The 23,024-nt window shown below is 68.1% G+C and carries 20 protein-coding genes; 9 read left to right on the top strand and 11 right to left on the bottom strand.

Annotated elements, in window-relative coordinates; translation table 11 throughout:
• Nucleotides 1-9: 9 nt before the first annotated feature.
• The 6 genes from nagZ to ACUZUJ_RS16380 all read left to right on the top strand — a co-directional run bounded on the left by nagZ (nt 10) and on the right by ACUZUJ_RS16380 (nt 4,543).
• Nucleotides 10-1,017, top strand: coding sequence for a beta-N-acetylhexosaminidase (gene nagZ, locus ACUZUJ_RS16405; protein WP_049447084.1), 1,008 nt, complete (start codon nt 10-12; stop codon nt 1,015-1,017).
• The gene (locus ACUZUJ_RS16400; protein ID WP_014038078.1) at nt 1,017-1,571 is read left to right on the top strand and encodes a hypoxanthine-guanine phosphoribosyltransferase; all 555 of its coding nucleotides are present in this window, start codon (nt 1,017-1,019) and stop codon (nt 1,569-1,571) included. Before nagZ ends, ACUZUJ_RS16400 begins: the two co-directional genes overlap by 1 nt.
• A gap of 82 nt (nt 1,572-1,653) precedes the next feature.
• On the top strand, nt 1,654-2,400 hold the full coding sequence (locus tag ACUZUJ_RS16395; RefSeq protein WP_101765907.1) for an S-methyl-5'-thioinosine phosphorylase: 747 nt from the start codon (nt 1,654-1,656) through the stop codon (nt 2,398-2,400).
• Nucleotides 2,401-2,488: 88 nt separating this feature from the next.
• Nucleotides 2,489-2,695, top strand: coding sequence for a cold-shock protein (locus tag ACUZUJ_RS16390; RefSeq protein WP_005410590.1), 207 nt, complete (start codon nt 2,489-2,491; stop codon nt 2,693-2,695).
• Nucleotides 2,696-2,824: 129 nt separating this feature from the next.
• Nucleotides 2,825-4,093, top strand: a complete 1,269-nt coding sequence (locus ACUZUJ_RS16385; RefSeq protein ID WP_101765906.1) for an FAD-dependent oxidoreductase — start codon at nt 2,825-2,827, stop codon at nt 4,091-4,093.
• A 180-nt stretch (nt 4,094-4,273) separates the two neighbouring features.
• A complete protein-coding gene (locus ACUZUJ_RS16380; protein WP_014038076.1) occupies nt 4,274-4,543 on the top strand; it encodes a hypothetical protein in 270 nt (89 codons plus the stop codon).
• A 1-nt stretch (nt 4,544) separates the two neighbouring features.
• Here ACUZUJ_RS16380 and pdeM read toward each other — a convergent pair whose 3' ends face one another.
• Genes pdeM through ACUZUJ_RS16360 form a run of 4 tightly spaced genes read right to left on the bottom strand, consistent with a single transcriptional unit; the run spans nt 4,545 to nt 10,234 of the window.
• A complete protein-coding gene (gene pdeM, locus ACUZUJ_RS16375; RefSeq protein ID WP_049447088.1) occupies nt 4,545-5,186 on the bottom strand; it encodes a ligase-associated DNA damage response endonuclease PdeM in 642 nt (213 codons plus the stop codon).
• Nucleotides 5,176-7,635: a ligase-associated DNA damage response DEXH box helicase gene (locus ACUZUJ_RS16370; protein WP_101765904.1), complete on the bottom strand. Its 2,460-nt coding sequence runs from the start codon at nt 7,633-7,635 to the stop codon at nt 5,176-5,178. Before ACUZUJ_RS16370 ends, pdeM begins: the two co-directional genes overlap by 11 nt.
• Nucleotides 7,632-9,239: an ATP-dependent DNA ligase gene (locus ACUZUJ_RS16365; RefSeq protein ID WP_049447092.1), complete on the bottom strand. Its 1,608-nt coding sequence runs from the start codon at nt 9,237-9,239 to the stop codon at nt 7,632-7,634. The genes ACUZUJ_RS16370 and ACUZUJ_RS16365 overlap by 4 nt, the downstream gene beginning before the upstream one ends.
• Complete coding sequence (locus ACUZUJ_RS16360; protein WP_049447093.1) at nt 9,236-10,234, bottom strand: ligase-associated DNA damage response exonuclease; 999 nt, start codon at nt 10,232-10,234, stop codon at nt 9,236-9,238. Before ACUZUJ_RS16360 ends, ACUZUJ_RS16365 begins: the two co-directional genes overlap by 4 nt.
• 113 nt (nt 10,235-10,347) lie before the next feature.
• On the opposite strand from ACUZUJ_RS16360, the gene ACUZUJ_RS16355 reads away from it, so the two are divergent.
• On the top strand, nt 10,348-11,985 hold the full coding sequence (locus ACUZUJ_RS16355; protein WP_049447094.1) for an acyl-CoA dehydrogenase family protein: 1,638 nt from the start codon (nt 10,348-10,350) through the stop codon (nt 11,983-11,985).
• A 314-nt stretch (nt 11,986-12,299) separates the two neighbouring features.
• Here ACUZUJ_RS16355 and ACUZUJ_RS16350 read toward each other — a convergent pair whose 3' ends face one another.
• From ACUZUJ_RS16350 to ACUZUJ_RS16340, 3 genes are all read right to left on the bottom strand, one after another.
• On the bottom strand, nt 12,300-12,710 hold the full coding sequence (locus ACUZUJ_RS16350) for a hypothetical protein (RefSeq protein ID WP_049447096.1): 411 nt from the start codon (nt 12,708-12,710) through the stop codon (nt 12,300-12,302).
• A gap of 156 nt (nt 12,711-12,866) precedes the next feature.
• Nucleotides 12,867-13,208 carry a hypothetical protein gene (locus ACUZUJ_RS16345; RefSeq protein WP_014038070.1) on the bottom strand — a complete coding sequence of 114 codons (342 nt, stop codon included), beginning with the start codon at nt 13,206-13,208 and terminating at the stop codon, nt 12,867-12,869.
• 124 nt (nt 13,209-13,332) lie between these two features.
• A complete protein-coding gene (locus ACUZUJ_RS16340) occupies nt 13,333-14,508 on the bottom strand; it encodes a thiolase family protein (protein WP_049447097.1) in 1,176 nt (391 codons plus the stop codon).
• A gap of 182 nt (nt 14,509-14,690) precedes the next feature.
• Between ACUZUJ_RS16340 and ACUZUJ_RS16335 the strand changes: the two genes are divergently transcribed.
• Nucleotides 14,691-17,534, top strand: a complete 2,844-nt coding sequence (locus ACUZUJ_RS16335; RefSeq protein ID WP_049447099.1) for an autotransporter serine protease — start codon at nt 14,691-14,693, stop codon at nt 17,532-17,534.
• A gap of 46 nt (nt 17,535-17,580) precedes the next feature.
• Here ACUZUJ_RS16335 and ACUZUJ_RS16330 read toward each other — a convergent pair whose 3' ends face one another.
• Nucleotides 17,581-18,678 (bottom strand): Glu/Leu/Phe/Val dehydrogenase dimerization domain-containing protein, encoded by a 1,098-nt coding sequence (locus tag ACUZUJ_RS16330; RefSeq protein ID WP_008264553.1) that lies wholly within the window; start codon nt 18,676-18,678, stop codon nt 17,581-17,583.
• A 278-nt stretch (nt 18,679-18,956) separates the two neighbouring features.
• Here ACUZUJ_RS16330 and ACUZUJ_RS16325 point away from each other — a divergent pair, with 278 nt between their 5' ends.
• Entirely contained in the window at nt 18,957-20,033 is a 1,077-nt protein-coding gene (locus ACUZUJ_RS16325; RefSeq protein ID WP_049447102.1) for an HDOD domain-containing protein, read from the top strand.
• 3 nt (nt 20,034-20,036) lie between these two features.
• Here the strand turns inward: ACUZUJ_RS16325 and ACUZUJ_RS16320 are convergent, their stop codons facing one another.
• The 3 genes from ACUZUJ_RS16320 to ACUZUJ_RS16310 form a co-directional block, all read right to left on the bottom strand.
• Nucleotides 20,037-21,626 carry a phospholipase D family protein gene (locus ACUZUJ_RS16320; RefSeq protein ID WP_049447103.1) on the bottom strand — a complete coding sequence of 530 codons (1,590 nt, stop codon included), beginning with the start codon at nt 21,624-21,626 and terminating at the stop codon, nt 20,037-20,039.
• A gap of 105 nt (nt 21,627-21,731) precedes the next feature.
• Nucleotides 21,732-22,430 carry an RNA pseudouridine synthase gene (locus ACUZUJ_RS16315; protein ID WP_014038065.1) on the bottom strand — a complete coding sequence of 233 codons (699 nt, stop codon included), beginning with the start codon at nt 22,428-22,430 and terminating at the stop codon, nt 21,732-21,734.
• 47 nt (nt 22,431-22,477) lie between these two features.
• A complete protein-coding gene (locus tag ACUZUJ_RS16310) occupies nt 22,478-22,978 on the bottom strand; it encodes a M48 metallopeptidase family protein (protein WP_043035443.1) in 501 nt (166 codons plus the stop codon).
• Nucleotides 22,979-23,024 lie beyond the last annotated feature (46 nt).

Raw genomic sequence — 23,024 nt, 5'->3', positions numbered from 1 at the left:
AGATCGACCATGCTGCTGATCGGCGTTGCCGGCACCGAACTGACCGCCCAGGAACGTGACTGGCTGCAGCACGATGCCGTGGCCGGGGTGGTGCTGTTCAAGCGCAACTTCGCCTCGCGCCAGCAGGTGACCGATCTGAGCGCGGCGATCCGTGCCGCTGCCCCGCGCCCGCAGTTGATCTGCGTGGACCAGGAAGGCGGTCGCGTGCAGCGCTTCCGCGAAGGCTACAGCGAGCTGCCGCCGCTGCAGGACATCGGTGCACTGTACGCCACCGACCCGCAGCAGGCCCTGGCCCTGGCCGAGCAGCACGCCTGGCTGATGGCCAGCGAAGTGCGCGCCAGCGGCCTGGACCTGAGCTTCGCGCCGGTGGTCGACCTTGGCCGCGGCAACCGCGCCATCGGCAACCGCGCCTTCAGTGAAGACCCGCAGGTGGTAGCCGCGTTCACCGCCGCCTATGTGCGTGGCATGCATGCGGTCGGCATGGCCGCCACGCTCAAGCATTTCCCCGGCCACGGCACCGTGCTGGAAGACACCCACGTCGATACTGCGATCGATCCGCGCGCGCTGGACGAACTGCGCGCGCAGGACCTGGTGCCGTTCCAGGCCGGCATCGCCGCCGGTGCCGATGCAGTGATGATGGCCCACGTGATCTATCCGCAGGTGGCACCGGAGCCGGCCGGCTACTCGCCGCGCTGGATCCAGGACATCCTGCGCGGTGAGCTCGGCTTCCGCGGCGTGGTGTTCTCCGATGACATCGGCATGGCCGCCTCGCACAGCGCCGGTGGCGTGCCGGCACGCGTGCACGCGCACCTGGATGCCGGCTGCGACGTGGTGCTGGTCTGCCACCCGGAACTGGTCGATGAAGCCCTGCACGCGGTGCAGGGACGCTCCCTCAATACTGCTGCGCTGCTCGGCCTGCTGGGCCGCGGCGCGCTCGGCTGGGACGGCCTGCTGGCCGATGCCCGCCATGGCGACACCCAATCCCGTCTGCTTGAAACCCTTGGAAGAACCGTCTGATGCCCAACCTCACCATTTCCCAGGCCCTGGCCCAGGCTGACCTGCTGGTCGACCGCCCCACCATCGACAAGGCCATCGCTGGTATCGCCGACGCCATCGCGCGCGATTACAAGGGCGAGGTGCCGCTGTTCCTGTCGATCATGCATGGTGCGCTGCCGTTCGCCGGCCAGCTGGCGCTGGAACTGGGCGCGCGCGGCCAGGACGTGCAGTTCGATTACCTGCACGCGACCCGCTACCGCGGTGAAACCACCGGCGGCGACCTGGTCTGGAAGCACAAGCCGGCTACCTCGCTGTTCGGCCGCCGCGTGCTGCTGATCGACGACATCCTCGACGAGGGCTACACCCTGCAGGGCGTGCGCACCTGGTGCCTGGAGCAGGGCGCGACCGACGTGCGCATCGCCGCGATGACCGTGAAGAAGCACGACCGCGCATTGCCGGACGTGACCGCCGACTACGCCGGCATCGAGCTGCCGGACCGCTACGTGTTCGGCTTCGGCATGGACGTCAACGAGACCCTGCGCTGCGTGCCGGCCATCTACGCAATGAAGGAATAACGGCGCAGCCGCCCACAGCGCGTCTTCTTCCATCGGCGGCATCCTCGGGTGCCGGCGTTCGTCTTTTCATGGAGTGCTTCGAATGCAACAGATCGCCCTGGCCGTGATCGGCGGTACCGGTGTCTACAACCTAGCCAAGCTTGACGACGTGCAGACCCACGAGGTCGACACCCGCTTCGGCCGCCCGTCCGGCCCGGTGCGCGTGGGCACGCTGCTCGGCCATCGCGTGGCGTTCCTGGCGCGGCATGGCGAGGGGCATTCACTGCCGCCGCACAAGATCAACTACCGTGCCAACCTGGCCGCGCTGCAGCAGCTGGGCGCGCAGCGGGTGCTGGCATTGAACACGGTGGGTGGCATCACCGAAGACTTCGGCCCGCGCGTGCTGGCCTGCCCGGACCAGATCATCGACTACACCTGGGGCCGCATCAGCACGATCTGTGAAGAAGAGGGCACCGACGTGGCCCACGTCGATTTCGGCCATCCCTACACGCCGATGCTGCGCAGCAAGATCCTGGCGGCAGCCAAAGTGACCGGTGTCACGGTCCATGACGGTGGCTGCTATGGCGCAACACAGGGCCCGCGCCTGGAGACCATCGCCGAAATCGCCCGCATGCGCCGTGACGGCTGCGACCTGGTGGGCATGACCGGCATGCCGGAGGCCGCGCTGGCACGCGAGCTGGGGCTGGATTACGCCTGCCTGGCGATCATCGCCAACTGGGCCGCCGGCTGCGGTGATGGCGAGGAGATTACGATGGCCGAAGTGCTGGCCAATGTGCAGGCGGCAAGCAACGGACTTCCGGAACTGGTGGGCGAATTGGCGCGGGGGTGATTGTCTTCCCCGAGCAAGCTTTGCATACTCAGCTTGTGCGCGGGTTCAGCGTACACCACCCATTCATTGCATAAGGTCTCGCATCACCATGCCGAACGGTACCGTCAAGTGGTTCAACGACGCCAAGGGATTTGGCTTCATCTCGCCGGAGGATGGCAGCGCCGACGTGTTCGCGCACTTCTCCGCCATCAACTCCAAGGGCTTCCGCAGCCTGCAGGAAGGCCAGCGTGTCACCTATGACGTGACCCAGGGCCCGAAGGGTGCCCAGGCTTCGAACATCACGCCGGCCGAGTGATCCACTCGACAGTGCGTTGAAAACCCCGCTTCGGCGGGGTTTTTTTTGCGCAGTAGATCCACGCCATGCGTGGATGCCGTGCGCGGCCTCCCTTCTCCATTCGCAACCCACCTCGGGCACAATGCGCCCATGAAGGAACGACTGCGCATCGCCGTGATCGGCTACGGTACTGCTGGCCAGGCATTGGCCATCCTGCTCACCCGTGATGGCCACGAGGTGGAGATCTTCGAACGCGTGCCCACGCCGGGGCCGGTTGGCGCCGGTTTCCTGCTGCAACCCAGCGGCCTGCAGGTGCTGTGGCAGATGGGCCTGCTCGATGCAGTTCGTGCGCATGCCGCGCCGGTGCACCGCCTGTATGGCGATACGCCGTGCGAACGCGCGGTGATGGACATGCGCTACGACGGCCTGGATGCGCGCCTGCACGGCCTCGGCATGCAGCGCGGAGCGTTGTTCTCGTTGCTGGACCAAGCGCGTGCAGGTGCGGGCCAGCTGCATGCCGGCGTCTCCATTGCCGCGGTGGATGCCGAGCAGGGCCGCCTGCGCGACAGCGAAGGGCGCATGCATGGTCCATTCGACCTGGTGGTGGCTGCCGATGGCGCGGCCTCGACGTTGCGCGGCACGATCGAAGGCGGTGCCGGGCTGGATCGCGTGTATCCATGGGGTGCGCTGTGGTGCCTGTTGCCGGCCGAAGACTGGCCGCACCTGCAGGAGCTGCGGCAGCGCTACGTGGCCGCGCGCAAGATGATCGGGCTGCTGCCGGTCGGCACGCGGCCCGGTGACGACACGCCGCGCCTGAGCTTCTTCTGGAGCCTACCACGCGCCGACTTCGAACGTTGGCAGGCGGAGGGCATGACGCCCTGGCTGGACGAACTGCACACCCTGTGGCCGCAGGCCAGTGCACGCTTCGCGCATCTGCGTGACGCTGGCCAGCTCGCGCGCGCGGTCTACCGCGACGCTGTGATGACGCGTTGGCATTGCGGCCGCATGGTGCTGGCCGGCGATGCCGCACATGCGATGAGCCCGCAGCTGGGGCAGGGCGTGAACATGGCGCTGCTCGATGCGTTGGCGCTGCGCGATGCCATGCGCGCGCATGGCGGTGGTGCCGCTGCATTGCAGGCCTACCAGGCGCAACGCAGGGCCCACGTTGCGGTCTACCAGCGCTGGAGCCGTTGGCTCACGCCGCTGTTCCAGTCCGACCGCGATGCCTGGGCGAAGGCGCGCGACGTACTGCTCGGCCCGATGGGGCGCCTGCCGGGTGGGCGTGGCCACATGCTGCGCGTGCTCAGCGGTACCCAGCATGGCTGGTTCGGTTCGCTTGTGCTGGATCCGGCCTTCATCGATGCGCTGGCCACTGCGGCCGAACCGCCTCGCGCACACGTGGCTGCGGCAACGGCGTGAAGTACGCCGTCACGTGAATTAACGGTTGCCTCACCGCGGATATGCGAGAAGTAGGTTGCACGCGATTGCGCGTCGCCCGTTTTCCTTTCCGTGATCAATATCGCGCGTGGCCCGGGAGGCGCTGCCGTTGCGGCCTGTTGCGGCCCGGACGTGCCGCCTGTCGTTGAAGAGGAGGACGCCATGTTGTTCGCGGTCGAGGAGCTGGAATCGGAAATCTGCAAGCTGCGCGGACTGTTGCAGATGCTGCACGAGGACCAGCCCGACGTACTGGAGGATGTGTTCGAGTTCCATGTCGGCAGCCTGATCAGTCATGCGCCAGCGGAGCACCACGCACGCATCCGCACCTGCGCGCAGGAAATGCTGGCGGCGGTCCAGGCATTGCCGCGACGACGTGAAGATGACACGCCTGAGTTCCAGTTGATGCCGCAGCTGGGCGTTCGTCCGGCTTGATTCAAGCCACCGGCAGTTCCACCAGGCCGTTTTCCACGCAGGCGACCATCTGTTCGCCACCGTTGGGAACAGGCACGAGTCCGGCGGTGAACGCGGAAAAGGCCGGCAGCACCGTCATCCTGTCACGCAGCCAGAATGCGGGGAAGCGCCTTCGCAATGGCGTCAAGGCGACCTGCGGATGCAGATGTCCGGCGATCACATGCAGGTCTGCATCGGGTATCGGCTCATGGCGGAGCAGGAACGGCTGCAGCCGTACTTCGTCGTGGATCTGTACCTGCAGCTGGGCATGCGGCAGCTGCAGGTCATGATTTCCGCGCAGGACATGCACGTCCAGTGCGATGTTGCGTTCGCGCCAGCCGAGCCATTGCTGGTACCAGGCGGCGCGATGCGCCGGCCCATGCAGGATGTCGCCCAGGATCCACAGCTCGCGGCAGGCATGCCTGTCCAGCAGACCCTGCAGGCGGTGCAGGTCTTCGCCGGTGCCGCCGGCGGGCAGCGCGATGCCGGCGCGGCGGAATACATCGGCTTTGCCCAGGTGCAGGTCGGCGATCAACAACGCCTGCCGCGCGGGCCAGTAAAGTGCACGCGCGCCAAGCAGAATCAGCGATTCGCCCGCGCGCAGCAGCGGCAGTTCATCGGCCATGGCGACGCTCCAGCTGCAGGGCCGCGCGTTGCACGCGGGTACGCCAGTCCTCGTTGCTGAACTGCCCACGCAGGCGTTCGGCCCACAACGGGAAGCCCAGTGGCGTGAGTGACGATGGACGCTGCATCGAGAGAATCCGTGTGCCGATCCTTGCCAGTACCTGCTGTAGTCCGGCCAGATCGAGGCTGTCGTGCAGCACCTCGCGTTCGGCCAGCGCCAGCAGAAGATGGTCAGGATCGTGCTCGCGCAGTACGTCGAAGAGCAGGCCTGCCGAGGCCTGCAACTGGCGCAGTGATCGCGGCATGCCGCCGGGCAGGCTGGGCACCAGCAGGCCCGCTACGCGTGCGATGCCACGGAACTGGCGCCGCGCCAGCTCGCCCAGGTTCACTGCGGCACGCAGGTCGTCCAGCAGCTGATCGGTGGTGAACAGCGCCCTCCATTCCGCCGCATCCAGATCAATCGCCTGCGCCGGTGCCAGCACTAGGCCATGATCGTTCACTGCGTAGCCGATGCTGTTGCGCTGCCGGCGGGTACAGCGCAGTGCCAGCAAGGCGGCCAGCGCCTCGTGCACGTGACGGCCGGCAAAAGGGTAGACGAACAGGAACTGGCCTTCGCGGCGCCGCACCTCTTCGACCAGCAGATGCTCTGGGCCGGGAAGCGCCGACAACTGCTGCTGCAGTGCCAGCAAGGGGGACAACCAGCGTGATTCGGCACTGTCGTCGGCGCCGGACAGGACCCACTCCAGCTCGCGGCCGAGCGGCATCGACAGCGGCAACTGGCCTCCCTGCCAGCGTGGCACCACACCATCACCGCGCCCTCGTGCCAGCCGCACGAAGGCGGTCATGTCGCGTAGTTGCACCAGCTCCAGCAGGCGCCCGGCGAACTGGAAGCGATCGCCACGGCGCAGGCGGCTGGCGAACTGTTCTTCTACGGCGCCCAGGCTGCCGCCGCGCAGGAACTGCACGCGCACGCTGCCATCGCTGCTGATGGTGCCGATCGACAGCCGATGACGCAGCGCCTGGCGACGGTCGTGCATGCGGTACCGGCCATCGGCATCACGCACGACCTTGTGGAAATCGGGGTACTGGGCCAGCGCCTGGCCGCCCTGCACGATGAACGTGAGCACGGCCTGCCATTGATCGTCGCCGAGAGACGCGAAGGCATGGGTACGCCGTACCTGCGCCAGCAGCGCGGCGCTGTCGAAGCCGCCCGCCAGCGCGCGGCTGACCGCATGCTGGGCCAGCACATCCAGCGGCAGCGTCGGCGGCCTGCGTGCTTCGACCACGCCTTCGGCCAACGCACGGCGTACCGAGGCGTATTCGGCCAGCTCCAGTGCATGGCTGGGCACGCACAGGATGGAACCGCTGGCGCCCGGGCGGTGACGTGCACGTCCAGCGCGTTGGCGCAGGCGGGCCACGCCCTTCGGGCTGCCCAGCTGCAGTACCTGCTCAACCTCTGGGAAGTCCACGCCGAGGTCGAGGCTGGAGGTGGCAACCACGCAGCGCAGCGTGCCCGCGCGCAGTCCGTCTTCCACCTGTTGGCGCAGCGCCGGATCCAGCGAGCCGTGGTGCAGCGCAAGCGTGCCCTGGTCTTCCGGCCAGACCGCGGCAAGCGCCTGATGCCATAGTTCTGCCTGCGCACGGGTGTTGGTGAACAGCAGGCTGCTGCGCGCCCGCATCAACGCATCCAGCACGCGCGGCAGCTGCGCCAGTCCCAGGTGCCCCGCCCAGGGGAAACGTTCGCCAGGGTCCGGCAGCAGGCTGCGCACGCTGATCGCGCGCGGGCGCACGCCCTGCACGATCGCCGCGTCGGGCTGTCCGGGCAGCAGCACGTCGCGCGCCTCATCCAGATTGCCCAGCGTGGCCGACAGCCCCCACAGCTGCACTGCAGGCGCGGCATCGCGTAGCACGGCCAGATTCAACTGCAGCAGCACACCGCGCTTGTTTCCCAGCAGCTCATGCCATTCGTCCACCACCACGCAGCGCAGCTGGCGCATGCGCGGCAACGTATCCGCATAGCTCAGCAGCAGCGCCAGTGATTCCGGCGTGGTGACCAGTACGTCGATGCGGCCCTCGCGCGCCTGCCGTCGTTCGCGGTTGCTGGCGTCACCACTGCGCAGGCCGACACGCCATCCAAGCCCGAGCCCATCGACCACGGCCTGCAGTGCGCGCGCGGTGTCGCTGGCCAATGCGCGCAAGGGCGTCACCCACAGCACCTGCAGCGGGCGTACCGCACTGGCGCGGCGGGGCGAAGGCGGAGGGTCGATCATGGCCTGCAGCAGCGGTCCCCCGAACATCGCCAGTGTCTTGCCGCTGCCCGTGGGGGTGTGCAGCAACCCGGATCCGCCGGCGAGATAGCGCCGCCACATCGCGCGCTGGAACGGTAACGAGCGCCAGCCTTTCGACGCGAACCAGTCTTCCAGCCGGCGTAGTGCCTGGCTGCGGTTCATCGCGCCAGCGCCTGCAGGGTAGCCAGCTGATCGGCCTCGCTGGCCGGCTTGTCGTGGCGCCAGCGCAGGATGCGTGGAAAGCGTACGGCGATACCGGACTTGTGCCGGCTGCTGCGGTTGACCGCCTCGAAGCCCAGTTCAAAGACATGTTCGGCGCGGACGCTGCGCACCGGGCCGAAGCGCTCGCGGGTGTTGGCGCGGATCCAGCGATCGAGCGCGAGGATTTCCTTGTCATCCAGGCCCGAATAGGCCTTGGCTACCGGTACCAGCGTGTCGCCGTCCCAGACGCCGAAGGTGTAGTCGGTATACAGCGTGCTGCGCCGCCCATGGCCGGCCTGCGCGTACAGGAGTACCGCATCGATGGTGAGCGGATCGACCTTCCATTTCCACCAGTCACCGCGGCGTCGCCCGGCCTGGTAGGGCGAGGCACGACGTTTCAGCATCAGCCCTTCCACGCCGCGGTCGCGTGCCATGTCACGCATCGCTGCCGCCTGCGGCCAGTCTTCGGCGGCAACGCCGGGTGAGAGCTGGATCCGTGCATCACCCAGGGCACCGACGATGTCGGCAAGCCGTGCACGCCGTTCCCGCAACGGCAGCTCACGCAGGTCCGCGCCATCGTGTTCCAGCAGGTCATAGGCGAGCACGCGCACCGGCGTGTTGCGCAGGGTGGCCGCACCGGGCTTGCGGCGCTGGATGCGGGTCTGGAGCGCGGTGAAGGCACGCGGCAGGTCCGTGGCTTCGTCCCAGGCCAGCAGCTCTCCGTCCAGCACGCAGCCATCGGGAAGCGCCATCGCCGCCTGTTCGATTTCGGGGAAGCGGCCATCCAGCCGCTCTTCGCCGCGCGACCACAATGCGACCTCGCCGCGCCGGCGCAGCAGCTGCAGGCGGATGCCATCCCACTTCCATTCCAGCAGCCACTCTTCGACAGGGCCGAGGCGTTCGGCAGGGTCGCCTTCCAGGGGGGAGGCGAGGAAGAACGGGTAGGGTTGCTGCCGGTCCAGTGGTAGTTCATCCGGCGACAGCAGCTGGCCCAGCAGTCCGGGCGAGGGCACCCACTCGCCCAGCATGCGCTGGGCGATGCGCGCGATGTCCAGGCCGGACCACTCCGCCAGTGCCTGCTGCACCAGCCGCTGCGAGACGCCAACGCGCAGGGCGCCGGTCAGCAGCTTGTTGAACACCAGGCGTTCGCTGTTGTACAGCTGCTGCCAGCCCGCGACGACCGCCGCGCGGCGCACTGCTTCGGGCTGGTTGGCCACCGCCAGCAGATGCTGTTCGATCCATTCGGCCAATGGGCGGTCGGGCGAAGGCTGCGGTGGATCATCCAGCAGCAGGGTCAGTGTCTCGGCGAGGTCACCGACCTGCGCATAGCTGTCTTCCACCAGCCATGGCGGCAAGCCGGATTCTTCGGCAATCCAGGCGCGCAGTTCGCCGCTGGCGGCGATCTTGCGGCGTGCGCCGCCCACCTTGCCACCGCTGAGCAGGTACAGCGCCCACGCCGCATCATGCGCGCCTGCCTGGCGGAAGTAATCGATCAGCGCTGCGCGCTTGTCCAGCGTGGCGGTGCTGCGATCCAGCCGCTGGTAGAGCGCCGCGAAGGCCTTCATTCCTCGCTCCCGAAATCGGTACGGAAGGCTTCAGCCGCTACGCCGCGCTCGCGCAGGAAGGGAATCAACGCATCGGTATTGCCATGGGTGGCGATCACCCGCTGCGCGCCGGTCTGTTCGATGGTCTGCAGCAGTGCGGGCCAATCGGCGTGATCGGAAATGACGAAACCGCGATCGACGTTGCGGCGCCGCCGGTTGCCGCGCAGCTGCATCCAACCGGATGCAAAGCCCAGCTGGTGGCGACCGAAGCGGCGCATCCACGGTGTGCCGGCGGCCGAGGGCGGGGCGAGGATCAACTGGCCGGCGGCATCCGGCTGGCGACCCTGCTCGGCCACCGCCAGCGTCTCCAGCATTGGTACGTTGGCCTGCCGGTACACCTCCACACCATTGGCGATGGCACCGTGCAGCCAGGCCGGGCGGTCCTCCAGCGGCAGCAGTTCGGCCAGCACCCGTTGCGCCTTGCCCAGTGCATAGCACAGCAGGATGGCAGCTTCGCCGCGCTGTTCGCATTCGCGGCGCCACGCCACGATCTCCGCAGCGACGGCGGGCGTGTCCGGCCATCGGTAGATCGGCAGGGCGAAGGTGGCCTCGGTGATGAAGGTATCGCAGGACACCACTTCGAATGGCGCACAGGTTGGGTCAGCTTGGCGCTTGTAGTCGCCGGACGCCACCCAGACCTGCCGCCCGTCGTCGATGCGCACCTGCGAAGACCCCAGCACATGGCCGGCGGGATGCAGCGACACCTGCACCTGGCCCAGGCGGAACGGTACGCCCTCGGCATGCGCCTGCACCGGCACATCGCCCAGGCGCCAGCGCAGGATCGGCAGGCTGCCGTCACTGCAGTGGTATTCACCCATGCCGGGGCGTGCGTGATCGCCGTGGCCATGGGTGATGACCGCGCGCGCTACCGGTCGCCAGGGATCGATGTGGAAATCACCGGCGGCGCAGTACAGCCCTTCCGGGCGCAGGACCACCAGATCGTCGTTGACTGCCATTCGGTCACTGTGGCCGGCCGCTCGTGCACAGGGTGAGAATCGGCCTGAACACGGGCTTGGCAGGCGATGCGGCACAATCGAACCGCACACCTCTTGCCGCCAGGACGGACCGGATGAGTGGACCCAGCTTCAGCAGCAGCGCGCCGTACGAAACCCACGTGGTGCTGAACCAGCCGCCGCCATTCGCGGGGCGCCAGTTGTGGACCGATGACGTGGCGCTGATGGAGGCGGTGCAGCGCGAAGGTGCTGGCAGCTTCGCGCCGCGGCTGGCGGTCTATGGCGGGCTGGCGGGTGACGAGCTGTACCGGCTCGGCTTCGATGCCAACCGCGATCGGCCGCGCCTGCGCACGCATGATGCGCAGGGCCATCGCATCGATACGGTGGAGTTCCATCCGGCCTATCACCAGTTGATGGGCACGGCGAAATCGCACGGCGTCGCCGGGTTGTCCTGGCACGAGCCGCAACCCGGCGCGCATGTCGCGCGTGCGGTGTTGAGCTACCTGCACCACCAGGCCGAGGCCGGCACCAGTTGCCCGTTGACGATGACCCATGCGGCAGTAGCGGTGCTGCACACGCAGCCACACCTGGCCGAGTGGGCACGCAAGGCCGCAGCACCGGTCTATGACCCGCGCGATGTGCCGGTGGCGGACAAGGCCGGCATCACGTTGGGCATGGGCATGACCGAAAAGCAGGGAGGCTCGGATGTGCGCGCCAACAGCACGCGCGCCGAACCGATCGATGGCGAGCGCTATCGCCTGGTCGGTCACAAGTGGTTCTTTTCCGCACCGATGTGCGATGGCTTCCTGGTACTGGCGCAGGCGCCGGGAGGACTGACCTGCCTGTTGATGCCGCGCCGGCTGGCCGACGGTGACCGCAACGCCTTCCGGTTGATGCGCTTGAAGGACAAGCTCGGCGATTGGGCCAATGCCTCCAGCGAAGTCGAGTTCTGCGGGGCGCAGGCGTGGCGCGTGGGTGAGGAAGGACGCGGCGTGGCCACCATCATCGGCATGGTGATGATGACCCGCCTGGACTGCATGCTGGGTGCGGCGGCGGAAATGCGCATGGCGCTTGCGCAGGCGCTGCATCACGCACGGCATCGCCGCACGTTCGGCAAGCTGCTGGTCGAGCATCCGTTGATGACCAATGTGCTGGCCGACCTGGCACTGGAGTCGGAAGCGGCCACGGTGCTGTCGATGCGCATCGCGCGTGCGGTGGACCGGGCCGGCGTGGATGCCAACGAAGCTGCATTGGCACGGGTGGGGACGGCGCTGGGCAAGTACTGGCTGTGCAAGCGCGCGCCGGCCTTCGTCAATGAAGCACAGGAATGCCTGGGCGGTGCGGGCTATGTGGAGGAATCGATGCTGCCACGGCTGTACCGGCAGGCACCGTTGAATTCGATCTGGGAAGGAAGCGGCAACATCCAGTGCCTGGACGTGCTGCGCGCGCTGGCGCGCGAACCGGAGACGCTGGCGGCGCTGCGCGCTGAGCTGGCGGCGGTGGCTGATCGTGATGCGCGCTACGCAGCGGCTTTGCAGCGTTGGGCAGCGGCGCCGCCACCGGATGAGTCGCAGGCGCGGCTGTTCTGCGAGCGCACTGCGCTGTTGTTGCAGGCCGCGCTGCTGTTGCGTGCGCGGAGTCCGATGGCAGAGGCGTTCGTGCGCAGCCGGCTGCAAGGGGAGCATGGGCTGGTGTTCGGGACCCTGCCGATGGGCGTGGATCTGTTGGCGATGCTGGTGCGCGCGATGCCGTAGGAGGCGGCCAACGGCGGAGCCCCTCGTGGCGGGCGGCGCGGAGTCTGCGTCGTGAGCGGGCCGCGCGGGTGGGGTGCGCAGGGGGCGCTGCAAGTACGTCCATGTAAGCTCGGTCGCCACATCCATGCGGCTCACGCCCCTGCGCAACCCACCCGCGCGGCCTTGGACGGTTTCCGTGCCGTCCACCACGGAATCAAAAGAAAGAGCGGAGAGCGAAAAGCAGAAAAGCCGCGGCAATGCCGCGGCTTTTCCTGTGGAGCCGAGCCGATGCTCGGCTGGTCGGTAGCGCCGGGCCATGCCCGGCGAACGAACCGTTAGTGCTTGGCTTCTTCCTTGGCCGCGTTCGCCTTCGCGTCATTGGCGACGTCGCGGGCCTTGTCGGCCACCTTTTGCGCGGCGTTGGCGGTGGCGTCGCTGGCGTGAGCAGCGGCGTCGGTCGCGGCGACCTTGGCCTTGTCAGCGGCGTTGGCGGTGGCGTCTGCGGCCTTGTCCAGTGCCTGCTGGGTATCGGCGGCGGCCTGCTCGGAGGCTGCAGCGGTCTTGTCGGCGGCGTCGCGGGTGGCTTCCGCTGCCTTGTCGACGGCATCGCGGGCAGCCGCGCCGGCGCTGTCGGCAGCCTGCTGCGCGTCCTGCTTGGCCTGTTCGGCTTCCGGGCCCTTGCAGGCGGCCAGGGCCAGCAGCAGGGAGGCGGCCAGCAGCGTGGTGGTGATCGGGCGAATCTTCATGGCGGTCTCCAGTACTGCAATGGATGGGGACGCCAGCCTATTCATGCCGTTGTGAAGACGGGGTCGCGATGCCTGCGCTGTGCGGTGGCATCGGCGCAAAGAAAAAGCCGCTGGCGAACCAGCGGCTTTTCCAGAACAGCGTGAAGAAAGAAGTTATTACTTCTTGGCTTCTTCAGCAGCGTCCTTGGCCTTCTCGGCGGTGCCTTCGGCAGCCTTGGCAGCGTCGGCAGCAGCGCCGGCAGCAGCGTCGGTGGCAGCAGCAGCGGTGTTGGCAGCAGCGTCGGTCGCAGCGTCAGCAGCGGTGGCGGCGGTGTTGGCAGCCTGCTGGGCAGCGTCGGCGGTCTGGGCGCCGGCAGCGGCGGCCTGGTCGGCAGCAGCCTGGGCTTCGGTGGCGGCTTCGTTGGCCGAAGCAGCGGCGTCCTGGGCAGCTTCCTGCTTCGAGCAGGCGGCCAGGGCCAGAGCCAGGGACATCGCGACCAGCAGCTTGTTGATGCTCATTGTGTAAATCCTCGTCGTTAGAATTAGGCAACGCGCATGCTGCGCGCCGACAACATGATGACAAGCCAAGATTGGGTGTCAAGCGATCCCGCATTCATTTTTGCGAAATCATCGTTAAATCTTTTTAAATCAATTCGATGGCGATTGCCGTTGCTTCGCCGCCACCGATGCACAGGGTGGCAATGCCGCGCTTGCCACCGCGCGTGCGCAGCGCGTTGACCAGGGTCACCACCAGACGTGCACCGGAGGCACCGATGGGATGACCCAGCGCGCAGGCACCGCCATTCACGTTGAGCTTGTCGTGCGGGATGCCCAGCTCACGCATCGGCGCCATTGCCACCACGGCAAAGGCTTCGTTGATTTCGAACAGGTCGATCTGGTCCAGCGACCAGCCGGTCTTGGCCAGCAGCGCGTGGATCGCGCCGATCGGGGCGGTGGTGAACCACTCCGGTTCCTGCGAATGGGTGGCGTGGCCGACGATGCGGGCCAGCGGGGTGATGCCACGTGCGGCCGCGTCTTCCTCGGTCAGCAGGACTACCGCGGCGGCGCCGTCGGAGATGCTGGAGGAACTGGCGGCGGTGACGCTGCCGTCCTTCTTGAAGGCCGGGCGCAGGGTCGGGATCTTGGCAATGTCGGAGCGGCCGGGCTGCTCGTCGGTGGCGACCTCGACCTCGCCCTTGCGGGTGGCGACCTTCACCGCGACGATCTCGTCGGCGAACGCACCGTTGGCCTGTGCCGCCTGCGCGCGCTTGACCGATTCGATCGCGTAGGCGTCCTGCTCCTCGCGGCTGAACTGGTACTTGTCCACGGCGCATTCGGCGAATTCACCCATGGCCTTGCCGTCGTAGGCGTTGATCAGGCCGTCGTGGGCCATGTGGTCGATCGCCTGGAAGTTGCCGAAGCGGTTGCCCGTACGCGAGTTCGGCAGCAGGTGCGGGGCGTTGGACATCGATTCCATGCCACCGGCGACCACGATGCTGGCCGAACCGGCCTTGATCAGGTCATGGCCGAGCATGATGGTCTTCATGCCCGAGCCGCACACCTTGTTGAGGGTGGTGGCACCGGTCGACACCGGAATGCCGGCGGCGATCGCCGCCTGGCGGGCGGGCGCCTGGCCGAGGTTGGCCGGCAGCACGCAGCCCATGAGGACCTCGGAGACGTCGCTGGCCGGCACGCCCGACTGTTCCAGGGCGGCAGCGATGGCGGCCGCGCCGAGGGTGGGGGTCGGCACGCCGTTGAACTGGCCGAGGAAGGAGCCGATGGCGGTGCGCTTGGCGGCGGCGATGACGATGTTGGACATGGCAATCTCGTTGATGCGTAAGCAATGTTCGGAAAGGAGACCGCGGACGTTGGAAGCGCCCCGGTTTCCCGGCAGACTGCGTGGGGGTCGGCCCAAGTATAGAGGGTCGGGGAGGGCCGCCGCTGGGCGGCACCGCACGCCTGCCGGGATGTAGGCAGGCCAACGTTCATGGGAAGGAATCGATGGAACGCACGATGATGGTGAGGTCCGCGCTGGCAACGGCGCTGGCGATGGCAATGACGGCATGTGGCGGTGGCGGAGGCGGCGGCAATGTCCGCATCGATCCCCCCCCGACCACCCCGACACCTCCAACCACGCCCCCTCCGACGACGCCGCCGCCGGCCAAGCCGCAGGAACCGGCCTTCGATGCGCACCTGTCAGTGACCAATGCGCGTGCCGCACAGGCCGCCGGCCTGACCGGGCAGGGCGTGCGCATCGGCATCGTCGATTCGGGCGTGCAGCGCAACGCCGCAGCGCTGAACGGGCGCGTGATCGCCAACCTCAACTACATCGATCCAGCCCGCAACAACCTGCAGGTCGACGACGTGGTCGGCCACGGCACGGCGGTGGCCAGCCTGGCCGCCGGTGCCTCGGTGGGCTCCTGGCCGGGCGGCATCGCCCCCGGCGCACAGATCGTCTCGGCGCGGATCATCGCCGACAAGCCGCCCGTCGATGACGGCAGCGGCAAGGGCAATTCCTTCAGTGGCCCGCTGGGCGTGGCGCAGGTCCACCAGGACCTGATCAGCTACAACGTGAAGGTGATGAACAACTCGTGGGGCGGCCTGTACTGGACCGACCTGCCGACCACCGCGCAGGTGGCGGCCGAGTACCGTCCGTTCGTCATCAACCATGGCGGCCTGGTGGTGTTCGCAGCCGGCAACGATGCGCGCACCGAACCGAGCAGCCTGGCCGCCCTGCCCAGCCAGCAGGGCGTTGCCGGCTCGTTGCCGGCGGCCGACCTGGAGCGCGGCTGGCTGGTGGCGACTGCGGTGGATCCCTACGCACCGGGTACGCTGGCCAGCTATGCCAATGCCTGCGGCCAGGCGGCGCGCTACTGCCTGGCGGCGCCGGGCAGCGCGGTCTATCCCGATGCCAACGGCAGCACCTACTACTGGAACTACGGGACGTCCTTCGCCGCCCCGTTGATCTCCGGCGCCGCTGCGCTGGTCTGGCAGCGCTACCCGTACTTCGACAACAACCTGGTGCGGCAGACCCTGCTGGGCACCGCCAAGGACATCGGCGCGCCCGGCGTGGATGCCGTGTTCGGCTACGGCCTGCTCGACATCTCGCGGGCGATCAAGGGCCCGGGCCGCTTCGACTGGGGCGATGTGGTGGCCAATGTCGATGCGCCATCGAGTGGTTCGCTGTGGAGCAACGACATCGTCGGCAGCGGTGGCCTGGTCAAGCAGGGCGGGGGCACCCTGGTGCTCGCGGGCAACAACAGCTACAGCGGCGCCACCCGCATCGAGCGCGGCATCCTGTCGCTGCAGAACGGCGGTGTCATCCGTTCCAACGTGACCATCCTCGGCCAGGCCGATCCGGATTCGACCGGCCTGCAGTTCAATGGTGGCACGCCGCGCGTGATCGGCAACGTGGTCAACGGCAGCAGCGTGTTCCTGACCACCGGCAGCACCACCGGCACCATCGAGGGCAACTACACCCAGCAGGCCGGCGCACAGCTGATGATCGCGCTCGGGGCCAATGCGCTGCAGGTGACCGGCACCGCCTCGATCAATGGTGGCGTGCGCGTGCATGGCTTCGTCTCCGGCTATGTGCCGCAGAACGGCAGCCGCCAGGATCTGGTCCATGCGGCCGGTGGCCTGAGCGGCACCTTCAGCAGCCCGGCCACCTCCAGCGGCCTGCAGGGCCTGTCGCTGCTGCAGAGCAGCTATGGCTATGACAGCAACAATGCCTGGTTGAACCTGACCCAGGTCAGCGTCACGGCGGCGGCGAGCGGGCTCACGGCCTCGGCGCAGTCCGCGGCGCAACGACTGGAAGGTGCGTTCAGCGCGCTCGATGGCAGTCCCGCCCTGCAGGGCTCGGCCTTCGGTACGGCGGCCGGTGCGCTGCAGTGGACCGGTGGTGGCAGCGAGGGCCTGGCAGCCAGCCTGCAGAGCCTGTCCGGACAGGCGCATGCGCGGGCCGAGTCGGCCACCTTCGACAGCATCGACATGTCGCGCCGTGCCATCGCCGAGCGCTTCGATCGCGTGCAGGCGGCGCCGCGCCTGCGCGGGGCCTGGCAGAGCGCGCTCGGTGAGGCCGGGCAGGGCAGTTTTGCAGGCAATGCCGCCGACAGCCGCGGTTGGATGGCCGGTCAGGACCTGCCGCTGGGCAGCGATGGGCTGATGGGCGTGGCCTTTGGCGAGACCCGCAGCAATGGTGGCAGCAGCTTCGGCGGTGATCGTGGGCGTGATCGCCAGGCGCAGGCGCAGCTGTACGCCGGCTGGAACCTGGGCCGGGGCTATGCGCTGGCGCAGGTCGGCAGCGGCCAGTTCACCCGTGCGCTGGATCGGCAGTTGCTGCTGGGCGCCGGTGCCTACGGTGTTTCCGCACGTTATGGCGGACGCTTCAGCAGTGCCAGCGTCGAAGGCGGCTATCGTTTCGGCCGCGCGGGCGCGTCGTTGACACCGTACCTGGGCGCCAGCACCACGCGCGTGGATACCGATGCCTTCAACGAGCTGGGTGGTTTCGGTTTCGGCCTGCGTGGCGATGCCAACCGCGTACAGCGCAGCCAGATGCTGGCCGGTATCCGCGGCGAACGCGGTTGGGGGCGCTGGACCCTGCGTGGGCATGCCGAGTGGCAGCAGCGGCTCGATGGTGCCGATGCGGATTGGCAGGCCAGTTTCGTCGGTGTCGATGCCTGGGCGCCGCTGGCGGGCTGGAACGCGCCGCGCGGCAGTGCGCTGTTCGGCGTGGCGCTGGAGTCGTGGTGGGGCCGTAATGGCCGCCTGAGCCTGGGCTTCGACCAGCGCGTCGGTGGCGAGGGCGCGCGCCAGGCGGCGCTGCGCTACAGCACCGGGTTCTGAGGGGGTGGTCGCGCCGGGACGTCAGCCCCGGCGCGACATCGCAGGCTCAGCCGCCGCGCAGGTTGCCCAGGCGCGGGGTACTGCGGCCCAGCGGCATCTTCAGCTTGCCGATCGACAGGATGCGGCTTTCGGCGATGCGGTCGGCCGCACGCTGCGGCGCGATGTTCTCGCGCTGCGACAGTTCGAAGATGCGGGTGAGGTTGTGATAGATGCTGCGGATCAGGCGCATCGCACGTTCGCGGTTGTAGCCATCGATCTCCAGCGACACGTTCATCACGCCACCGGCGTTGACCGCATAGTCCGGTGCATACAGGATGCCGCGCGCGTGCAGTTCATCGCCGATTTCCAGGCTCGACAGCTGGTTGTTGGCGGTACCGCAGATGATCTTCGCCTTGATCCGCGGCAGGGTGTCGGCGTTGATGGCGCCTTCCAGCGCGCACGGTGCGAACACGTCGGCGTTCACTTCGTGGATCTCGTCCGGCTTGACCGCTTCGGCGCCGAAATCGCTGACCGCGCGATCAACCAGCGCGCTGTCCAGGTCGGTGACATACAGCTTGGCACCGCGGTCGCGCAGCAGCTTCACCAGCTCCATGCCGATGTGGCCCAGGCCCTGCACCGCGATGCTGGTCTTGCCCACTTCCTCATGGCCGAACTTGAAGCGCATCGCTGCCATCAGCGCCTGCAGCGCACCGTAGGCGGTGAACGGGGCCGGATCGCCTGAGCCGCCATGGACCTGGTGCACGCCGGTCACGAACTGGCTCTCCAGGTAGATGTTCTCCATGTCGTTGACGTCGGTGCCGACGTCTTCGGCGGTGATGTAGCGGCCGCCCAGCGAGTCGACGTAACGGCCGAAGGCGCGGAACAGCACCTCGGTCTTGTCCACCTTCGGGTCGCCGATGATCACCGCCTTGCCGCCACCGACGTTGAGGCCGGCCAGCGCATTCTTGTAGGTCATCGTCCGGCTCAGCCGCAGCACGTCGGCCAGTGCTTCGTCGGTGCTGGCGTAGGGGCGCATGCGCACGCCGCCCAGGGCCGGGCCCAGGGTGGTGTTGTGGATGGCGATGATCGCCTTCAGGCCGGCATCGTGGTTGTGGCAGAACACCACTTGTTCGTGGCCGGTGGTGGCGAGGGTTTCGAATAGCATGGCGTCTCCGATGGCGCGAACAGCGGCGAACTGCAGCGAACGGCCAGTGAACGGTAGGGTCCCAAAACAAAAAAAGCGACGTCGTCATGGCTGGGGGACGGGTCGCGCGGCGCCATTCTAGTCCATTCCCCCGGCCGGTGCCGTCGACGTTGGCGGCCGTCCGGTTAAAGAAGATGAAAGTGCGGCCGATGCTGCGACGACGGCGGGTGGCCGGATGGGCGTGAAGAGGCAGGGCGGTCAGTGACGGCAAGGGCATCACAACGACAGGACGGGCGGCGATGACAGCGGCCTGGTGGCGCTCGCTGCGCGGCTGGCTGACACGTTCGACCGGGACGGCACCGGCGCGGCTGGTTGCCGCGTCCCGCCAGGCGGTGGCCGCCGCAGCCGCAAGCCTGCAGGGCGAGGCGCTGCCCTCGGCGGAGATCGCCGCTCACCTGCAACGCGGGCTGCATGCGCTCGCCCTGTACCCGAGGCTGGCCGGCGAGCCGACGCCGGTGCAGGACCCGGGCCTGGGCGAGGCGGTGGCACGCGCGCTGCAGGATCGCGACTGGGCGGCCAGGCAGCTGCCCCGCCGGCCGCAGCTGTTGCCGCAGCTGATCCAGACCGTCAACGACGATGCCGCCTCGGCCCGCGTGATGGCCGCGATCATCGGCCAGGACCCGGTGCTGACCGGCAACCTGCTGCGCATCGCCAACAGCCCGGCCTACAAGGTCCACGAGCGCCCGGTAGAGAGCCTGCAGCGGGCGGTGACCCTGGTCGGCACCGAGGGCGTGCGGCAGATCATCAGTGCGGTACTGGTGCAGCCGGTGATGCAGGTGCAATGCGAGGTATTCCCGCAGTTCAGCACGATCATCTGGGAGCACGCGCTGCTGGCATCGCGTGCAGCGGCCGACCACGCACGCACGGTCACCTTCGGCGATGCCTTCGCCGCGCAGTGGCTGGGCCTGGTGCAGGGGCTCGGTGCGGCACTGGTGATGCGCCAGCTGCTGCAGGAGGCACAGGCCCGTGGCGAGGCCGTGGAGCCGGCCCTGGCCCTGCAGCTGCTGCAGCAGTGGTCGTTGCCGTTGGCGCAGCGGGTCGCCGCCGCATGGGAGTTGCCTGAGCCGGTTCACCAGGCCTTGGCAGTGGATGCGGAAGGACCATTGGCCGACAGCCTGCGCCTGGCCAGCGCGGCCGCAGCGGCCAGCCTGTTGTGCCGCCATGGGCATGCCAGCCAGAGCCGCATGCTGGCCCTGCTGGAGCAGCTGCCTTCGGCACCGCCGCATGCATTGCGCTGGATCTGGCGGCGCCTGCATGGGCGTAACGTGGAAACGCTGGATGAGGCCGGGCAGGACGAGGCCAGTCCGGCGGCCTGAGCGCTACAGCTGCGATTCCACCGGCAGCCAGCTGATCACCCGCGCGGTCCAACGCTTGCCCAGGCTCGCCCCGGGTTCGGCCTCCACCCAATGCGGTGGCGGCTGCCGCTGCAGCCAGCGCAGCCCATCATCGCGCCCCAGGGCCAGCCACCAGCTGTGGTCCGGACTGGCCAGGCGCAGGTACTCGTCGCGCAGCTGCGCGCCCAGCACCGGATCGTCGAACAGCACGCCCATCTCGGTGTTGAGGTAGGCCGAGCGCGGGTCGAGGTTGAACGAGCCGACGAAGCCACGGCGACCATCGACCACGAACGCCTTGGTGTGCAGGCTGGCGCCACTGCTGCCGAACAGGCTGGTATCCAGCTGGCCGTGCGCCTTCAGTTCGTACAGCTGCACACCGGCCTTCAGCAGTGGAACGCGGTAACCCATGTAGCCGCCGTGCACTGCCGCCACGTCGTTGGCGGCCAGTGAGTTGGTCACCACCCCGACCTGCGCACCGCGCGCGGCCAGCGCCGACAGGCCTTCAACGCCTTCGCTGCCAGGGACGAAGTAGGGCGAGATCAGCAGTGCGCTGTGACGGGAGGTTGCCAGCTCGTCGCTGAGCGTGTTGACCAGCCAGTTGCGGCGATCATCGTCGCGGTGCTTCATCGGCGGATCGGAGGCGATGCGCACGTTCGCGCTCCAGTGCAGCGGCTCCGGGCTGGGGCGTTGCAGGCGGCGCGAATCTGCCACGCGCTGCAGGTAGGGCTGCGCCTTGGCATGCATCGCATCCAGGTCCGACTGCCGCACGAGTTGCCGCAGCTGTTCATCGCTGTACGAAGCCAGCGCGGAGATCGGGATCGCCGCGCTGCTGTTCCAGTAGTCGTCGAAGATCCGGTTGGCCTGCTGCACGGCGGGGCCGGCCACCACCAGGTCGAGGTCCTGGAAGTTCACATCGTTGCGCGCGCTGAAGTACTCCTCGCCGATGTTGCGGCCACCGACGATCGCAACGCGGCCATCGGCGATCCAGCTCTTGTTGTGCATGCGGTGGTTCACGCTGAAGGCGCGTTGCACCAGTTCCAGCGTGCGTGCGATGCCGCTGCGGTTGCGGAACGGGTTGTACAGGCGGATCTCGATGTTCGGGTGCGCATCGAGTGCCATCATCAACGCGTCCTTGTCCTTGGCGTTCATGTCGTCGAGCAGGATGCGCACGCGCACACCGCGCTCGGCGGCGTCATACAGCGCCTTGGCCATCAGGTGGCCGATCAGGTCGTCGTGCCAGATGTAGTACTGCAGGTCCAGGCTGCGGCCGGCGTGGGTGGTGATCAGCGCGCGCGCGGCGAACGCATCCATGCCATCGCTGAGGAACGCCACGCCCGACTGGCCGGGATGGGCCTCCTGCAACGGCACGATCTGCTGGTCGATACGGGTCTGCGCGGGTTGTAGTGGCAGCACCTGCGAGGGCGCGCCGTGCGCCTGCGGCGTGAGGTGGTCGGCCAGCAGCAGGCCGGACAGGACCAGCAGCAACAATGCGGCGATGACGATCGCAGCGACGCGCAGCAGGCGTCGCCACAAGGGTGTGGGCAGGCTCATGCCCCGATGGTAGATCCACGCCATGCGTGGATGAAAGCCGACAGACCCATTGCTGTGGATGCGCGCCATGCATGGATGGGGTCAGAGCCCTTTCCCGCGGAAAGGGATCCGCCCCCGAGGGATGAAGGGTCAGAACCGCTCGTCGCTGCCCAGATAACGCCACTGCGCCGGCGGCAGCGGCCCCAGCGCCACGCGCCCGATACGCAGGCGGCGCACGGCCGTGACCTGCAGGCCGGCGGCGCTGACCGCTACACGCAGCCCCTTGGCTGTCAGCCCCTTGCCGGCAAAGCGCAGGCGCTGCTCGCTCTGCCAGCTGACCTTGGCACCGCCCGATTCCTGCTGCAGCCGCGCCATCAGCCAGGGGCCGCGCTCGGGACCGCCTTCGGCCACTTCGATCAGGTATTCCTGCTCGGTGCGGCCCAGGTTGCGCTGCAGGTGGGCCAGCGTGGCCGGATCCTGGCTGACCACCACCAGCCCGCTGTCGCTGGCCGGAAGCGAAGCGGCCAGCTGCAGGCCGTGGAAGTGACGCTGCAGCGGGCGGATGTCGCTGGCATCAAGTTCGCTGCGGCTGTCACTGCTGACCAGGGCACACAGGGTTTCAGCGGCGACACCGGCCGGCTTGTGCAGCAGCATGCTGACCCGCTCGGCCTTTTCATCGCTGGCCTGTTCGGCCACCACGATCACCGCGCTGTCATCGACCGGGCGCTGCGGCTGTTCCACCACTTCGCCGTTGACCGTGACCCAGCCGCCTTCGATGTAGCGCCGCGCTTCGCCGCGCGGGATGCCGAGCAGGGCGGACAGGCGTTTGTCGAGACGGATCGGTTCCATGGCAGGCAGGTCGGGCAGGGGGCGCGCAGTGTAGCTGCTGCGGCCGGTCAGCGCTGGCCGCGGTTGGCCAGCTCGGTCAGGTACAGGCGGGTATCGAACTCCAGCTGCAGGTAATCGGGTTCCATGTGTTGGCACAGCTGGTAGAAGGCCTTGTTGTGGTCGGCTTCCTTCAGGTGGGCGAGCTCATGCACCACGATCATGCGCAGGAACGCCGCTGGCGCCTGGCGGAACACAGTAGCGATGCGGATCTCGCGGCTGGCCTTCAGGCGGCCGCCGTGCACGCGGGAAATGGCGGTATGGGTGCCCAGCGCGTGCTTGATCACTTCCAGCGTGTTGTCGTAGCAGACCTTGTTGAGCGGCACCGACTTGCGCAGGTAACGGTCCTTCAGCTCCTGGGTGTAGTCGTACAGCTGGCGGTCGCTGCGCACCTCATGCGGGTCCGGGTAGCGCTGTTGCAGCCAGGGGCCCAGCTTGCCCTGCGCCAGCAGTTCGCTGACCTGGGCGACCAGGGGTTCGGGATAGCCGGTGAGGTACTTCAGGACTGCCATGCAGGGGCGGCGGGGCGTCGGTAGAATGGGGACATCCAAGATTACA

This window comes from Stenotrophomonas sp. S4, from assembly GCF_054187805.2.
Note: the sequence above shows the minus strand (reverse complement) of the source record. Positions and strands in the feature narration are given on the sequence as shown.